Source organism: Neptuniibacter sp. 1_MG-2023, from assembly GCF_030547185.1.
GTDB lineage: Bacteria > Pseudomonadota > Gammaproteobacteria > Pseudomonadales > Balneatricaceae > Neptuniibacter.
The window spans coordinates 68,641-84,119 of sequence record NZ_JAUOQR010000007.1; the positions used below are offsets into that span (position 1 = coordinate 68,641).

14 protein-coding genes are annotated in these 15,479 nt (G+C 41.9%); 5 read left to right on the forward strand and 9 right to left on the reverse strand.

Going from position 1 to position 15,479, the window contains the following annotated elements; genetic code table 11:
- The first annotated feature begins 70 nt into the window (after positions 1–70).
- The 3 genes from Q4492_RS09650 (at position 71) to Q4492_RS09660 (ending at position 2,767) form a co-directional block, all read left to right on the forward strand.
- On the forward strand, positions 71–784 hold the full coding sequence (locus Q4492_RS09650) for a response regulator transcription factor (protein WP_303417366.1): 714 nt from the start codon (positions 71–73) through the stop codon (positions 782–784).
- Positions 781–2,334, forward strand: a complete 1,554-nt coding sequence (locus Q4492_RS09655) for a cell wall metabolism sensor histidine kinase WalK (RefSeq protein ID WP_303417368.1) — start codon at positions 781–783, stop codon at positions 2,332–2,334. Before Q4492_RS09650 ends, Q4492_RS09655 begins: the two co-directional genes overlap by 4 nt.
- Positions 2,335–2,500: 166 nt before the next feature.
- Complete coding sequence (locus tag Q4492_RS09660) at positions 2,501–2,767, forward strand: hypothetical protein (RefSeq protein ID WP_303417370.1); 267 nt, start codon at positions 2,501–2,503, stop codon at positions 2,765–2,767.
- Between the two features lie 360 nt (positions 2,768–3,127).
- Here the strand turns inward: Q4492_RS09660 and Q4492_RS09665 are convergent, their stop codons facing one another.
- From Q4492_RS09665 to Q4492_RS09675, 3 genes are all read right to left on the reverse strand, one after another.
- Positions 3,128–4,123, reverse strand: coding sequence for a cytochrome-c peroxidase (locus Q4492_RS09665; protein WP_303417372.1), 996 nt, complete (start codon positions 4,121–4,123; stop codon positions 3,128–3,130).
- A gap of 424 nt (positions 4,124–4,547) precedes the next feature.
- Positions 4,548–4,940, reverse strand: a complete 393-nt coding sequence (locus Q4492_RS09670; protein ID WP_303417374.1) for a hypothetical protein — start codon at positions 4,938–4,940, stop codon at positions 4,548–4,550.
- A 750-nt stretch (positions 4,941–5,690) separates the two neighbouring features.
- The gene (locus Q4492_RS09675; RefSeq protein ID WP_303417376.1) at positions 5,691–6,287 is read right to left on the reverse strand and encodes a hypothetical protein; all 597 of its coding nucleotides are present in this window, start codon (positions 6,285–6,287) and stop codon (positions 5,691–5,693) included.
- A gap of 575 nt (positions 6,288–6,862) precedes the next feature.
- Between Q4492_RS09675 and Q4492_RS09680 the strand changes: the two genes are divergently transcribed.
- Positions 6,863–7,168: a DUF1778 domain-containing protein gene (locus Q4492_RS09680; RefSeq protein WP_067867856.1), complete on the forward strand. Its 306-nt coding sequence runs from the start codon at positions 6,863–6,865 to the stop codon at positions 7,166–7,168.
- On the forward strand, positions 7,146–7,673 hold the full coding sequence (locus tag Q4492_RS09685; protein WP_303417380.1) for a GNAT family N-acetyltransferase: 528 nt from the start codon (positions 7,146–7,148) through the stop codon (positions 7,671–7,673). The genes Q4492_RS09680 and Q4492_RS09685 overlap by 23 nt, the downstream gene beginning before the upstream one ends.
- 868 nt (positions 7,674–8,541) lie before the next feature.
- Here the strand turns inward: Q4492_RS09685 and Q4492_RS09690 are convergent.
- From Q4492_RS09690 to Q4492_RS09715, 6 genes are all read right to left on the reverse strand, one after another.
- Positions 8,542–9,300: a hypothetical protein gene (locus tag Q4492_RS09690; RefSeq protein ID WP_303417382.1), complete on the reverse strand. Its 759-nt coding sequence runs from the start codon at positions 9,298–9,300 to the stop codon at positions 8,542–8,544.
- A gap of 99 nt (positions 9,301–9,399) precedes the next feature.
- Positions 9,400–9,834 (reverse strand): hypothetical protein, encoded by a 435-nt coding sequence (locus tag Q4492_RS09695; protein ID WP_303417384.1) that lies wholly within the window; start codon positions 9,832–9,834, stop codon positions 9,400–9,402.
- A 53-nt stretch (positions 9,835–9,887) separates the two neighbouring features.
- Entirely contained in the window at positions 9,888–11,843 is a 1,956-nt protein-coding gene (locus Q4492_RS09700; protein WP_303417385.1) for a TniQ family protein, read from the reverse strand.
- Complete coding sequence (locus tag Q4492_RS09705; RefSeq protein ID WP_067984802.1) at positions 11,833–12,789, reverse strand: TniB family NTP-binding protein; 957 nt, start codon at positions 12,787–12,789, stop codon at positions 11,833–11,835. Before Q4492_RS09705 ends, Q4492_RS09700 begins: the two co-directional genes overlap by 11 nt.
- A complete protein-coding gene (locus tag Q4492_RS09710; protein ID WP_156473470.1) occupies positions 12,786–14,714 on the reverse strand; it encodes a Mu transposase C-terminal domain-containing protein in 1,929 nt (642 codons plus the stop codon). Before Q4492_RS09710 ends, Q4492_RS09705 begins: the two co-directional genes overlap by 4 nt.
- The gene (locus tag Q4492_RS09715; RefSeq protein WP_067984798.1) at positions 14,662–15,414 is read right to left on the reverse strand and encodes a TnsA endonuclease N-terminal domain-containing protein; all 753 of its coding nucleotides are present in this window, start codon (positions 15,412–15,414) and stop codon (positions 14,662–14,664) included. Before Q4492_RS09715 ends, Q4492_RS09710 begins: the two co-directional genes overlap by 53 nt.
- Positions 15,415–15,479: the final 65 nt, after the last annotated feature.

Genomic DNA, 15,479 nt, shown 5'->3' on the forward strand with positions numbered 1-15,479 from the left:
TCACCAATTAACTGTCACACTGACTGAGCACGATAAGAATAAATAGATTCTCACCTACAGGCGGGTACCAATGGAAAATAAAAAAATACTGATTGTGGAGGACCAGAAAGATATAGCCGACCTGTTGAATCTTCATCTCGGTGATTTAGGCGCGATGGTGACACTTTCTAGCGAAGGTAATGATGGCCTACAAAAAGCACTAACCGAAAGCTGGGATTTAATCATTCTCGACATCCAACTTCCCGGACCTTCAGGGTTAGAAATTTGCCGCCGCGTTCGGCGAGAGCAAACCTATATACCTGTGCTATTACTCACATCAAGATCAAGCGAATTGGATAGGGTGCTTGGCCTAGATCTAGGCGCCGATGATTACATCACAAAACCCTTCAGTGTAATGGAGTTTATTGCCCGTATCCGAGCAGTGTTTCGCCGTGAAGCAGCTATGCAGAAAGTAACCCACAGCAACAAGCGAATAATAAAAGCAGGAGAGCTAACAATAGATGAAGATCAGCGCAGCGTATTTTTAGGCAAGGAAGAGATCGACTTAACGGCACGCGAGTTCGATCTACTCAAACATTTCGCCTCACACCCAGGACGAGTTTTTAGGCGTTCAGAACTCTTAGATCAAGTTTGGGGCTATGGTCATGACGGCTACGAACACACAGTCAATTCTCATATAAATCGACTTAGAGCGAAAATAGAGCAGGACGCTAACAACCCAAAACAGATCGTCACCATTTGGGGTGTAGGTTACAAATTAGAAACCTTAGGCACTAACCCATGAGCCAACCTATGCTTATTCGATCCCCTTTAAGTGCAGGTATAACTCGCACACTCAGCAGCAAGCTATCCATTGCACTTATACTCATCCTCATATCATCCAGTGTCGCTATGTTCTTTGCTGGCCAATTTTGGATGAAACGCTACAACGAAGAGATAACCCAAAAGATAAATGCCAGTATCGCAATGTACGTTACGGACGCCTACGAACTGATCGACAAAGATGACGAAAAGCCCAATCTCGATGTGATAAAAAAACTTTCTCGCCAAGCGATGATCATCAATCCCATAGCCGAAGTTTATCTACTGGACAGTACGGGCAGGATCATCGCCCACGCATTACCGGAAACCAGTATCCAACAAAGAACAATCCCTTTAGGGCCAATTAAAACCTTTATTAATGGCGATGCAGAATTTCCACTCCATGGCATTGACCCTCGCGATCCCACACGGACTAAAATATTTTCCGCCGCCCAAGTGCTTAACAATGGAACGCCTCAGGGCTACCTGTACGTGGTATTAGGCAGCAAGATACACCAAGAAATGGGTAAAGATATAAAGTCCAGCCACAGCCGCTCTATGGCGGTTATGACCCTCTCTATGATCAGTCTAGCTGCCGTCACAGCAGGCCTCTTAATCTTTAGCTTACTGATAAATCCCCTCAGCAAGCTAAGCAAAAGGATAGGTCAATTTTCCGAACAGCAACTAGGGAAGACACTAGAGAGCAAACACAGATCTCTAAGCAAACCCTCAAAGCCGCAACCTGCTAAAGATGAGATCGACCAACTACAACAAACCTTTGCTCAGATGGCAGCACAGATTGAGCAACAGTTTGATCAACTAAAGGACGCCGACAATTCACGCCGTGAACTGATTGCCAATGTATCCCATGACCTAAGAACCCCTTTAGCATCGACCCAAGGCTACTTAGAAACTTTACTCATCAAAGACAAACAGCTTACCGACAAGGAGCGCTTACACTATCTAAAAACAGCGATCAGCAGCACAAGTCGTTTAGGCCAGTTAATCGGGGATCTATTTGAACTATCAAAACTAGAGGCCTTTAACGTAGCCCCAAAATTTGAAACCTTCTCCTTAGCAGAGCTCGTTTACGATACCTTACAAGAGTTGGAGCTGGAGCTAAAAGATAAGGGAATTCACTACCAAGTTATCATCCCCAATCACAGCCTTAATGTGCATGCAGATATCAGCCTTATTCAGCGGGTCTTTGAAAACCTAATTCGTAATGCTATCGCTTACACCCCTCAAAACGGGAATATTGTTTTCCAACTAGAACCCCAAGCGACCTTCACAACAAAGGCAATTAAAATCAGCATTAGCGATAATGGCGCAGGCATAAGTCAGGATGATCTACCCCATATATTCGAGCGCTTTTACACCAACCCAGATAAAAGCAGAGAAGCGCATAATTCAACAGGGCTAGGTTTAGCTATAGTGAAGCGGATTTTAGAACTACATAACAGTCCCATCAAAGTACGCAGCACCCTCAACCAGGGCACCTGTTTTGAGTTTTCATTACCATTCGCAACCTGAGCATCAATACAAAAAAACAGCCCAATATAGGCCCCTATAAACAATCCAAACATAACCTAAAAAGTCCGCCACTCACTTACAAAGTTAATTGTATATCACTCACCTTTGTCATAAGGCTAGAAACCAATACTGCAATTTTGGTAAATTAAGGACAGAGGAGGGAGCTATGAAACCTGATACCACAGAAGCCATGCAAACACTCATCAAACAGATCAGAGAGACAATTCCATTCGACATGCCCGTCGCATTAATGTGTAACGGCCCTTGTACCGGCTGCGCTAAAAAGCTCTTAGATTATTTAGATATGGAACTGCTCGATAAAGAGAAAAACCTAAAGGAGGGAGAAATACCCAACCTTGGGGATATAGACAAACTGGCCAAAACAGCCAAGAAAATCTATCGATCACTGCAAAAGAACGGACTTGTGGATTAACTAAAGGGAAGGCAAAAGCAACAATTCGCAGGAAGTAACAACAAGGTTTCACGTGAAACACATAAAGTATTTTACTGATGCTGACTAATGAGCGTGCCTTAAATCTCCGGCCGTTATAAACAGAACCACAGATGAAAAACCTATTTCCGTTTAAACACCCCAGCAAAAACCGACCGCCCTAACCCAGCACTAATCCCTTTTCAGCTGACTAATTTCAACGCCTAAAACCTAGGCTGCCCGCTGTTGATCCAAAGCAGTCCAGGTGTTCATAATCTCATTTATTCAAACTTAAGATATATGCTCTAAACCCGAAAACATGCTTCGAGTTTAGAGCTCGACCAAATAACTCAGGAAGGGTATTTACTCAAAGGGCTGAGGCTTAGGAGTTGTCTCTGTAGATGGTGGCAAGATCGGCAACTGAAAAGTAGGCTGATCGCCTGTTAGTGTTCTTAAAAAAGCGACAATCTGCGCATTTTCGTCATCACTAAACTTTCGCCCTAACTGTAGCCGACCCATAATATCTACCGCCTCAGTCATTGTTTCCGCTTCGCCATCATGGAAGTAGGGGTAGGTCATTTCCACATTGCGTAATGTGGGCACCTTGAACTTAAAACGATCCGCATCCTTTCCTGTAACAGCAGCTAACCCTTCAGCAGCACTCGTTGCCTCATAGGGCTCAACCAACCCCATTTTCTGAAAGGAGTTACCACCAACAGCCTCGCCATTATGACAAGCGATACAACCGCTGCTTTTAAATAGGTTATAACCCGCTAATTCATTATCGGTAATCGCATCCTTATCTCCCAGCAACCATTGGTCGAATCGAGAATTAGGTGTAACTAGTGTTTTTTCAAATTCGGCAATAGCTTGAGTCACCTGATCAATATCAATTTTGTCTTTACCAAAGACCTCTTTAAACTCATTAACGTAAGCAGGGATTGACTCCAAAACATCAATTGCTAAGGTGTGGGTCGATGCCATTTCACCAGGATTAGCGATAGGACCACTCGCCTGAGCTTTTAGATCTTTAGCACGGCCATCCCAAAATTGCGCAATATTTAAGCTGGAATTTAATACAGTCGGTGAGTTAATTGGACCTTGCTGCCAATTATGCCCAATAGAAGTCTTTAGGTTATCTGTACCTCCCATACTCAGGTTGTGACACGAGTTACAAGAAATGAAGCCTGATTTTGACAACCGAGGATCAAAATAGAGTTTTTTCCCAAGTTCAACTTCAGCTAAGTTAATCTCCTTAACTGTAGAAATAGGCTGAATAGGCTCCTGTGCCTGTGCAATATTTCCGCTCACTAAAAATCCTAGCGAGGCAGCTAAAATAGAGAGAGTTTGAATATTCATAGGTTTACTCTTATTGGAATTTACAGCAAAAATAAAAGCGTTGCTGCTTCGCCTAATACTGACTAAACGGACCCAGCCATCCCGCGTCCATTTCCTCTACCCATTAACTAACAACCACAAACAGCTAGTTCATTAGAACAAGTAGCACACAGATTTTGAGTCAACATTTGACTTGAAAAAAGGATTTCTCAAGGAGCAAACAACACCATTACCAAGCCAACATATCAGCAATATACATCACGCTAATTCCTCTTCTATTGACGCCCGACAAGTAAATCGTGTCTATTAATTAACTGATAAGTTTCACGTGAAACAAGCGTTATTCGAAAGAGAGAAGGGTAGAGGCAAGGCTATATGGGAACAACTTCACAAGGACAGGAAGATTAGAAAGCGAAGAGTTAATTCTTTAAAAAGTAAGCTTAGTTTAAGCCCGCCGGATAGCTTTATAGACTAACGGCACAACAACTAACGAACTCAACACCAGCAAGGCACAAGATTGAAAATAGATATAACGATAGGGGTGCGACCAACCATCACTAAACTGATTTCCCATAAACAATGTACTTAACAACAGAAACACAAGGAAGCTTAGGCTTAGTGCAACAACACGGGAAGAGGTCCACTTACGTAAAAGCAGCATATATATAAGCGCAGACGGCAACATAAAAAATGAAGCTACGAACACAGCAATACCCCAGCCAACACCCCCTCGTTGAGGGTAGCCAAGATCTGATGCGATCCCACTGCCTAACCAATATAAAAGATATAAGGCAACGGTAGCGAGCAGACTGATTCCTATAGCTAAGATTATTCTCATAATAGCGTTAGCACTTTTACCGAGCCCCGCACATTTAGCCGGTTGAATTTATTAAAAGCAGATCTGTGTTTTGCGTAAAACAATCATAAAGTAAAAATTACATTTTCACTGCCTACCTAGACTTTCTGCAAGCAGGCATAGATATACAATCTTATCGCTGAAGGATTCTATACCCACTCATAAAATACTTATCCATTTAGTTTATTCACTTTTTGTAAACCGGTAGCCAAAGACGAGTAGGGCAATGCCGCTATGCCTTTTAATTGCCGCGAGTGCAAAAGTACAACGACAGCAACTGTACAACTTACCACAAAGCGTTTACCTCCTAAGTTAACGCCATAGGTAATACCCTGACCTTGTTGCGCCTAATCGACGTTATTGTAAAAAATAGTGGAAATTTCGGCTTTATATAATCGTTTTTGAAGGGTTTTAAAGAAGCCCTTAGCTGATTGCATAACCAAATAAAATGACCGATAGAGGGCCTTATAGGGCCAACAGCAAGCTAAGTTTACGCCTATAACGCAAAAAGCAGCCCAGAGGCTGCTTTTTAAGGTCTAGGTGCAAAAGTGTCGGATCTTACTTGGCTTGAAGTAGGGTAGAGGCAAAATATCTGTTAATTCATTTTATGTGAGAAAGATGAAGTTGGTAATCTAATGCAAAATGCGAGAACTGAATTAACGCCGCCAACACGCGCAGCTTTGTAGTGAAGGCGAAGCCGCAACGAAAAAGCTGTCGCTGTGCTTGGCCTTGTTAAACGTGCTTTGATTCCCGCACTAAGTGCCGGACTTGGATTGGTGCATCATCTTCCATCGGAGCGATCACGTGAATGAGCTCTCGTGATTCAGCAAGCTCCACCAAATGTTCTGACAATAGCGTCTCAATTCTGCGCAGATATTCGGGTACTTTTCTATGGAAGGCCAATGAGCTCTTCCCTTTTGAGAAAGGATTCTGAGAGTGAAGCATAGCTCCACATTTATCATATAATCGTTCGAACTGCTTTCTCGTAAGGTACCCTCCTTGCACTCTATTCCAGTCATTCCTATTGAAGCCGTCTATTGGGACTGGATAAAACTCAGGATTAATGGTCTCAATCTTGCGCAAGACCCTAGCGGCGTGCCAATCCTTAGCAATATCGCTTCTCACAGAACGGTAAGCCTCTTGGTATGACACCAACGAGGAGAACGCAATTAGCTCAAGCAACTTCCGCAACTGAAGGGCTTCTGATTCAATCGTGGTCTGGAGATAGGTGCAGTGAGTTTTTCCGGACGTGAAGTCACGCAGTGTTTCTATCCGATAGCGACACTCCCACATCATCGAAGCATATTTTCTGCGAACTCTGCTTTCCATGCTTCACCGTTTAACATTTGTATATACGGGGGTCCGTGTATCTACCCACACCACTATCCGTTAAAAACAGATGGTGTGATTTGAAAAGGAAGGAGAAACTAAAGGATTAAATCGTACTCTTCCGTGACAAAACGAGCATGCGTATTAACAATTGATAGACATTGAACCTGCTAAAAGCGGCTCTGTATATCGACCCATGCCAGACATCCACCTGTCTGATTGATCACTATTTTTAACCTAAGCGGGCAGGCAATACAATTATCATTTTGGACAGCTAAGGCTGTAAATCCGCAGGGAAAGCGCCTATGTGAAAATAGACTGCGTGCCTAAACAACAATAGCAAAGGAAAAATCTTGAGCGAGGCTTGCTCCGAATTCGCTCAGGGGCTGAGCTCCTACGGGGTTTTGACCACGTTGTTTCTTCCTATCTTTGTATGCCTGTTTAGCACACATTATTGACATTTTAAGCTTGTATGCCATAATAGCACACAGTATTGATCTGTATGATTAACCTTAGTGAATGACCGCATTCGCTAACTGTGGCGAAAAACTAAGACTAAAAATTTGGAGAGAACAATGACCGTTGTAGCACCAAAGGACGCAAGGCTCGTTGCACGTGTTCCGCAGGATGTTCAGGAATTTGTAAAAAATGCTGCGGATCTATCGGGTTCAACGCTGTCTCAATTTATCGTAGAGGCCGTAACAACCAAGGCCCGATCGGTTTATGAAAGCGAGCAAAGCATTCGCCTCTCAATGCAAGGGGCAGAAGCTGTTTTTGCCGCTCTAGACAATCCGCCGCCGATCAATAACAAACTTTTGACTGCTGCCAAAACGTTTAACGAAGAAGGTGGATTTAAATATGCTGGAGACAGTTCAACTTGATAAGAAGCAACACGACCGCAAAGGTTTTGATTGCGGTGTTGATGTTTTAAACGACTATCTAGCAAAGTATGCAAGCAGTTCAGATCAACGTTCATTGACTAAAACGTTTGTGCTCGTTGATTCTGAACAGCCCAAGAAAATCATCGGTTTTTATACACTGGCCTATGCTACTGTATCTGTGCCAGATGGTTTTCCTCGGCTCGCAAACTATCCTTACCCCGCACCAGCCCTGACGTTAGCTCGTATGGCTATAGATAAAAGCTTCAAGAAGCATCGCTTCGGTGAACAGCTACTACTTGAATGTATTAGAAAAACAGCATTGTCTGCTCAACCTGATAACCCTGCCGCAGTAATAGGGCTTTTTGTTGATGCAAAAGAAGATGCTGTAGGTTTTTATAAACAATATGGCTTTATCGAAGTTAGCTGCGAAAATACACGCAAGCTCTACCTCCCCATAACGACTTGCAAGAAGGTCGCTTTAGCCATGGAAAACGGTGAAACGTGAAAATTGATCAAACTTATGATCCGTCTGATCAATTTTTACATTCGACCGAACTATGGGATTAGGTCTTTTTTTGTAGAACAACCCATGTTTCTTTCTTCGCGAACATCTTCTTTCTATAAACGCGCACCGGCGCTTAGCATTAACTTAGCAGAGGAAAAATCTCTGCCCGAGGCTTTGTTCAGGAATTCGCTCAGATATTTGCTCAGGCATTCGCTCAGGGGCTGAGCTCCTACATACATATTTTTGGAGCGGAGCGAGTTTATATCCTTGCTTTAGAGAGCCATTGTCGAGTCTCATGAGACCTGAAACAGAAGTCACCTGCCTAGGCAGTCGTAGCAACACTCAAGACACAACATAATTCTCGTAAATCTCACAATAAGTGCAACCAAACATTAGAATCCCATTAGTGATAAAACCAATAGCTCCATTTGTCCAACAATCTTTAGGTTGCTATCTACATCCTGTGACAGCGATTTAGAAATATGTGTAAGCTATTACATTGAGATTCGTCTTTTCTTACAGATAGGAGAGTTTAACTCTTTGAGAAAGGGGTTATTAAATAGCAAAGTTGAAATCGACGCCTGAAGCAACAAGGCCGATGAAAAGATAAGATAAAGAAGAACTACAAAAGAGAAGGGGAGCCATAAGGCTCCCCATATCGAAATTTACAACCGTCCCAAGCACATCTTAATCTTAGAAAAGTTGGCAACCCGCTTCGTTTGCTGTGAATCTTGGCCCTTACGACCTGGCTACACATGCGCTGCGCGGACCTCACTTTGATCTTTATAGAGCTAGGAGGCTCATGCCAGCTCTGTAGTACAAAATATAAGCTAGTTTGCTATATGAGTCAATGGCCTTATAGTTATGATTACTTCGCTCCACTTGCGCTAAATAGGCAAAATGCCTGCACTTCTACATCATCTAGGCTCTGCTCGATCAATGCCTTCGCAGAATTCAATGTTGTACCTGAAGAAACAACATCATCAACTAAAAGAACTCTTCTAACTACACCCTTATTAGGAGGGTTTATCATAACTAAGAGACTCAGCTTCTCCCTCTGGTTAGCAAAGATTCCTTTTAATGAATAAGGACCTCCCCAACCAACCTCCTTACGCTGGAGACTCAACCTATCTTCAAAATATCTTTTATCTTTCACTGGTAAAGAAGATGACTTGATCTCAGCTCGAGCTTCGAAAATATTTTTCTTTCTAAACATATTATTGATGGCAACTGTTTGATTCCCAAAAGCGCGCTGCAGCCTTCTCGCAACAATATGCCCAATGCTATGAGAAGATGGCAGGGATACAATCAAATCCCAATCATCTGAGCCTATAGCAAACTTCTTTATAACCTCTTTGAGATTCGCATTAAGCTTAAGGACTTCACTTCTATTTGTGGTTAAGTCATCTTTACCCTTTAGCGCATAGATCATAGGACAGTTATCACCTGCAACACGCTGATTGCTTCCCTTCCCTCGACGTAACCTTTTTCTCTTACGTGAGAACGCAGAATGTACCTCTAGGCCATTGATAAAGGCTGAGGTAGGGTTATCCTTGACTGAGGTTACTGCAAATTCATTATGAGAATGATTAACAATAACTACTCCTTTTCGAACTTCAAAGCCCAACTAAGTAACTCCGTTTGTTTATCATTCCTTTGAGGTGTACTTAGAATCAATAACCTACACCTATGAGGGGATCATCTTAGCACCAAATTCTGAAAGTAGTTATCGTCCTATCTTGCTTTCAAGTTTCCCCTTTTTCACTCTCATCTTATTCTGAACAGACTCTTTATCAATGAGCTGAACCAACGATCTAAAGTGAGCAAAGAAGATTCCTGCAGCAGATATTAAGCAGATGAGAGCAACGATGACGGCTACAGATTTAAAAGCGGCTAGGACATTTAAGAAGAATGCAGCTACAAGTACCGCTGCTGCAGTGGCACACAATCCTAAAGAGAAACAAAGTACCTTTACTGAAACCCGGATCAGCTCCTTGTAACCATTACCAATTCGATCTAAAAATTCAATTTCGAAGTCTAAGTCAGCAATCTTCTTCTTAACTCGATACTCACTAATCTTCTGATACTTCAGAAATAACCAGCTTGCGATAAGGCTACATACTATTGAAAAAATTGCTGTAGAGAGCGATATGTCATCCATGATCAAATCCGATAATTTATTTTGAGGCTATATAACTAACTGAATTTACAGTCTTAAAAGGGACAGTTCAACTGAGCATCCCACTCATAATGTGTGTTTTTCTGTGCCTGAGGAATAGCACCTACTGATGCATAAGCCCAATCCTCACCCGTACGAACTGCTCCATCTACTTCCTTAACGCCAACTAAGTCTCTCCTTAAATAAACCTTCTGAAACAGTGACTGATTTAGTGGCCAGCCCGCATCAATAGAACGAATATTTAGCTCAGACAGCAAGTTAATCAGTCCTCTTGACTCAATTCCAGTAGCATTTGAAAGCTTTGAGAGAACAACATACTGCTCCTGGAACTTGATAACAGCTTCCTGAGAAATATAAGTGCAGTTCCCAGGACCAGTAGCCATACTCTTTTCCAAGAAACCCTTATCTACTAACTGCTTGATCAGTGTCGATGAAAGCTTCAACAGCATCTTTAATTGCTCTTTAGTAAAGACACTAGAATCCTCTTTGTAAGTTTCTCTCATATACCAATCCATCAAGCTAGCTTCATCAATTAATAAGCCGCTTAAACCAACATATTTGCTATCGTAGAAGCACTTAACATCTTCATTCAAAATAGCGTCATACAGCCGCACTAAAGGATTATCTATTCGATTTGATATTTTCCGAATGGCATCAGCTAAAGAAAGTCGAGAGTCCTCAATGAATGGTACAACTTCCTTTAACGTATCGATCAGCTCATGGATATCATCCAAAGAAAAGGACCAACTCTGGTAGTGCTTTTCCGGCTCTTTTCCCTTTAAAACCTCAGCATCAATCAAACTCTTCAGCTGCTTTCTGGTTATGCCAAGTAACGATGCTGTCGTCTTAAAATCGACGTAATTCTTCTCCTGCTCAAAGTAACGAATTAGGTCTTGCCGATGAACCAGGGTTTGGACCCTTTTATCAGAGCTTCTATAGTGGGCTCGAACCATTTCCGAGGAAATTGCATGTAATATTTTGGATTGACCTATACCAAATTGCCTAGAAATTGTCTGCAAAGAGACCCAATTATGAGCCTTGATCTCTTGATCAGAAAACAGGGTATTTCTGTGATTCACAGCATACATCCAGTTATCGTTTAAATACTCTTGCAAAGAGATTCTTAAAGCATCGAAGTCATCATGGGTGCAGACCTTGTAGAAAGCTTTGTAAAAGCGGCGGAGGAGGGCGTCTCCAGCATCAGGGCTACTTTCGACAGAGTGCTGGAGCTTGTCGAGGAATTCATGAAAACAAGACTGCTCGTTACCACATAGGCTCATAGCCAAGGATTCAATATACGGTTTTGCAGAATCCATTGAATTAAGCCCACCAAAAGCCCCTCGATGGTCAAAATTGTTTAGGTCTATTGGCTGCCAGGACGCAAAAAAATGTAAGTAGCTGATTCGCACTTCCAGGCTCCAGTTTTTCATCCCAAAGCAAATAGAGTAAGGCCAAGAATGAAAGTCTGAGGCTGGTTTTTCTATCGATAGTAGATAAAAGTAACGGCGAACATCTTCGGCAAGCTCTATAGATGATGCCAAACGCAAATCTGCCCCACAGCTACAACTATGCAAGCCTGCAAGCTCTCTGAAGTTCAATCTGGAATTACAAGAATGGCACGTATCAACTAGCCATACGTTATGCCTGGGGCAAGCTACCACAGACTTTATATGCCATATATTTCTATAGTATCCGTCCTCACGAAGACAAGAAGGGCAATATCGACAGCTTGTATAATTTAGATATTTACCTGGCAATTCAGAGATTTTATTTGATAACTCATCACATTCATCAAACCCCGTCCAAGGCTGATCAATTAAGCTATGAAGTAAGTTCTTGAATGTATAAGAAAGAGCACCAAAGTTATCTTTAAAAAGCCAGTGTATAAACTTGTACTTATTCATATCAGATAGCCGAAAAAGATAACCAAGAGGAGACTCTTCTTTAAACGCGACTGGATGATAAATAGGCCTTATCAGCTCAGGCATCATTCGGCTCCTTAATAAAGGGCTGACTTTCTAGATAAAAGGGCATTCCCTCTCTAATCAAAGGCCTCTTGGCAAAAGAGGAACTGAACGGATTATTGCTACCAACCCCCTTAGACCAAATTGTGTCGGTGAAAGCTACTTCTAAATGTTTTCTTGATATCGACTTGGATCTAGAAAAGTAAGCCACTTCAAAAGCACCTAACATGAGCTTTACCAAGTAGCCCATCACACCATTAGTAGCGTAGAAAAAGGAAATCAACAGATTGTCATCAACTTCGATTCTCTTAGGAAGAGCGATACTTTTATCAAGAACAAAAATTGCTCCGTAAAAGGTCTTCTTATCCTCATGAGTATCGATTGAGAAGGGAGTTAGATCAACTCGGTGACTAAAGCGTCTACGGATTTGTTCATTCTCTTGTAGTATGCGCTCACTTCTCTCCAGTCCCATAAGTACAGTGGACACCCCTGACTTATCTATTAATAATTTCAACCAATCAGATACACTTCTTTGTGCTGATTTTGTTCCTTGATCAACAAAGTGCTGTAGTTCATCGAAGATAATTAGTTTTACTTCACATTGCCGTAAGTACAGCTGTATACGATTAGTCTTATCTTGCATCGACCCTCTACTGTAATTGGGATCGCCTAGTTCAATTAGTACAGCTTCGGCAAAATTCTTTACTGTTGGATGCGAGGGTGTATCAATAGCTAAAATTGGGATATTTAGGCACCCATTAACATCTTTCCTGTCATACCTATCAACGAACCAATTCTTTAATGTAGATTTGCCTGTCCCGGACGGCCCTATGCAAATCAAATTTTCTGGAACTGAGCACTCAGAGCATGACAAGAAAGCCCTTTCTATTTTCCGTACCGCCTTTTCAAATTGAGGATGCTTAATCGTAATTCCTCTAATAGCTTTGATTTTCTCAAACACTTCAGTATTCATTTCTTTCTCCCCCAATCGACCTCAAAGAGATCTTCTTCTGCAGGTGGAGTGAGAGGATTATTAGAATCTGCTTTCGGGGGCTTATTCACTGGTGTCACAGGCGACTGAAAGCAATCCATGTCTGATTCAATCCTTTTCGAGCGAGTTCTCTCAGTTATCTTTTTACTAGACAGACCATCTCGTAAGCGTTTCGCCAAGCTAACCTTAGCCAGCCTTAAAGTATCGGTATCAAGCTCCTTTCTATGTGCAGTAATCATTGATCTAATCAGTTTTTGCTGACGAACTGTCAGCCCTTCAGCTTCCTCACTTACTGAAGGCACAACAAAAAAATGTTCTTGTTGATCATCGTAAATCCAAATTCGGCCTAAATTCTCCGGATCCAGCCTGATACGGACACTGCTCTTATGTCCAATTCGATGGGAAAGAAGCTTAAGTTCATGCGAGTTGTACTGAAGGTTACAAACCTTAATACCTGAATGGCTTAGCTTTCTGTGATATTCACGGGTAAAAGCGAGATCAAATTGATAGATATTTGCAGGGATGACAGGCTCTATAGATTCCAAACCTTCCGTCCACTTCAGCCGTGGTGATGTGTTGATGCCACTATGAAAGCTCTCCTGGTAGATATTGATAATCCATTCATATACAAGAGACTGAAAATACCGAAGAGGAATCGAAGATTTCTTCACAGGGTCATAATCGGCCCTTTCATTAATATTCGAAAAAGTAGTACCAGGTAAACGCTTAGAAGTTCTGTCGTTGATATACCCTACAACACGCTCAATTGTCCCTTTAGCACTTCCCTTTCTAGGAGGGCAGAAGAAAAGCTCTATATTTAATTCCCTGGCTAATCGTTTCAATTGATGACCATGAAACTCTGAACCATTATCACAAACCAGAACAGATGGGATGCCATATGCTTTCCACTCATTATGGACAAACTCAAACTCTTCCTGGTATTGAGGCTTAGGCAATATCGAGTGCTTTAGAGCCAGCATCACTGATAACTCTGAAGGAGGTTCAAAGCCAATATAGACTCCGAGAATCATCCTGGAATAGTGATCTATAAGTGCTGTTAGATTGGGTTTCCCAATGGCTAAACCTGTGCGATCATCAACGATGATGTTATCTATTGGTGTATGATCTATCTCTACACGCTCTAATATCCGCGAGGTAGTCACTCCTGCACCAGATGCACGATAAAATTCATCTGCAATGCGCTTTCCTTTTTGAGCACGTAGCTTCTCATAGCCGTCATAACTTGATTGATACTGACGATAGAAAGTTGAGCGTGAGGGCATCCTGAGAGGCTCTGAACAAGCTTTGTTATATTCCTGAAGCCGTACAATATATAAATCATAGGCGTCCTGAATACTTCCAGGAACTGGCCGTAATAGAACCTCCTCAGCAACTTCATGGAATAAATCCTTTAGATATCCCGAGACAAAGGAATTTCGCTTTTTAGTATTTATTGGAACTAATGCAGCAACATCATTCCCGCTCTGCAGCCACTTTTTCCACCACCTAAAGAGAGTACTAACACTTGGAGGGGAGGTGTCACCAGTTAGCTCAGAATGCTCCTTGATGACCGGTATTATTCCAATTCTAGTTGGGACGTCACCAACTACACCAATGACTGATTTCAGGTACTCATACCGACGTGAAGCTTCCGCCTGTGATTCATCCGAGTAACAGCTGAGTGGATTGAGTACTCCATTGGAGTGATCCTGCTTTTGTAAGTCACTAAGAATTTCTAATTCGCCTGTTACTAGGCTTTCCATCAAACTTTGCTTATCAAAAGAGATAAGAGCCCCATCATTTTGGCGCTCTAAAACTACCTGCTCATCTCTAACTATCCTGAAAATCTTATATTCAACAAACCTCAAAATGAGGTGCTGTCCTGTACGAAAAGAAGCAATTTTCACTGTACCCCTCCTCAGCTAGCTTAATGAAAGATGATCTAGATAACGGGGATTCTAAATTTGTAGTTATCACGTGATTGCCAATAAAGGAATAAACTCTGTTCAGGCCTCCAAAATACTCTGCAGCCATACCAACCGTTGGCAAAGAAACGTTATTCATCCAGTGAGTTATGTGCGCTCTTTCATTTTCAGTAAGAGGGGCCAAAGCTTTTCTCAAGGTAACCAAATTAGATTCGAGTATGGGGTTAAGAAGCTCTTTTTCGGTTATAACAATGAAGTTAATTCCCTGAGCTTGGTAATAGCTAGCAGCGGTTTGTAGCTTATCTAGAACATCATCTTTAAATAGATGGTTATAAGGCTTTATCTCTACCATCCATTCATTGGAGTCACTAGACACTAGTCTGAAGTCAGGTGTGTACTTGGAAAACCTAAAGCCTGGGGGGTAAATGATAGGGTTAGGCTGCTCTTCAAAGCTTACTATTCCTGGTGAGAACTCAAACCTGTAGCAGGCCAATCTTTCATACTTGGATTCCCAATGAATCAATCTTTCCATTTTGAAAGATGGGAATCGTCCTCGATATGTTATTCCAGAGCGATTAACAGGCTCCCTTGACCGACTATTTGGCGATTCTGCGCTAAAAATTGAGCGCAAAGATCCCTTAACACCTTTACCCAAAGGCGTAGCATTATAATTTTTAAACATAACTAACCCTTTCGTTAACAAAATCGGTAACAAAAATTATTGAATTTAGTTAGGTTGCTTGACGG

Coding starts and splice junctions, on each gene's coding strand:
- Q4492_RS09650 (WP_303417366.1), top strand. CDS start 71: ATGGAAAATAAAAAAATACTGATTGTGGAGGACCAGAAAGATATAGCC.
- Q4492_RS09655 (WP_303417368.1), top strand. CDS start 781: ATGAGCCAACCTATGCTTATTCGATCCCCTTTAAGTGCAGGTATAACT.
- Q4492_RS09660 (WP_303417370.1), top strand. CDS start 2,501: ATGAAACCTGATACCACAGAAGCCATGCAAACACTCATCAAACAGATC.
- Q4492_RS09665 (WP_303417372.1), bottom strand. CDS start 4,123: ATGAATATTCAAACTCTCTCTATTTTAGCTGCCTCGCTAGGATTTTTA.
- Q4492_RS09670 (WP_303417374.1), bottom strand. CDS start 4,940: ATGAGAATAATCTTAGCTATAGGAATCAGTCTGCTCGCTACCGTTGCC.
- Q4492_RS09675 (WP_303417376.1), bottom strand. CDS start 6,287: ATGGAAAGCAGAGTTCGCAGAAAATATGCTTCGATGATGTGGGAGTGT.
- Q4492_RS09680 (WP_067867856.1), top strand. CDS start 6,863: ATGACCGTTGTAGCACCAAAGGACGCAAGGCTCGTTGCACGTGTTCCG.
- Q4492_RS09685 (WP_303417380.1), top strand. CDS start 7,146: ATGCTGGAGACAGTTCAACTTGATAAGAAGCAACACGACCGCAAAGGT.
- Q4492_RS09695 (WP_303417384.1), bottom strand. CDS start 9,834: ATGGATGACATATCGCTCTCTACAGCAATTTTTTCAATAGTATGTAGC.
- Q4492_RS09700 (WP_303417385.1), bottom strand. CDS start 11,843: ATGATGCCTGAGCTGATAAGGCCTATTTATCATCCAGTCGCGTTTAAA.
- Q4492_RS09705 (WP_067984802.1), bottom strand. CDS start 12,789: ATGAATACTGAAGTGTTTGAGAAAATCAAAGCTATTAGAGGAATTACG.
- Q4492_RS09715 (WP_067984798.1), bottom strand. CDS start 15,414: ATGTTTAAAAATTATAATGCTACGCCTTTGGGTAAAGGTGTTAAGGGA.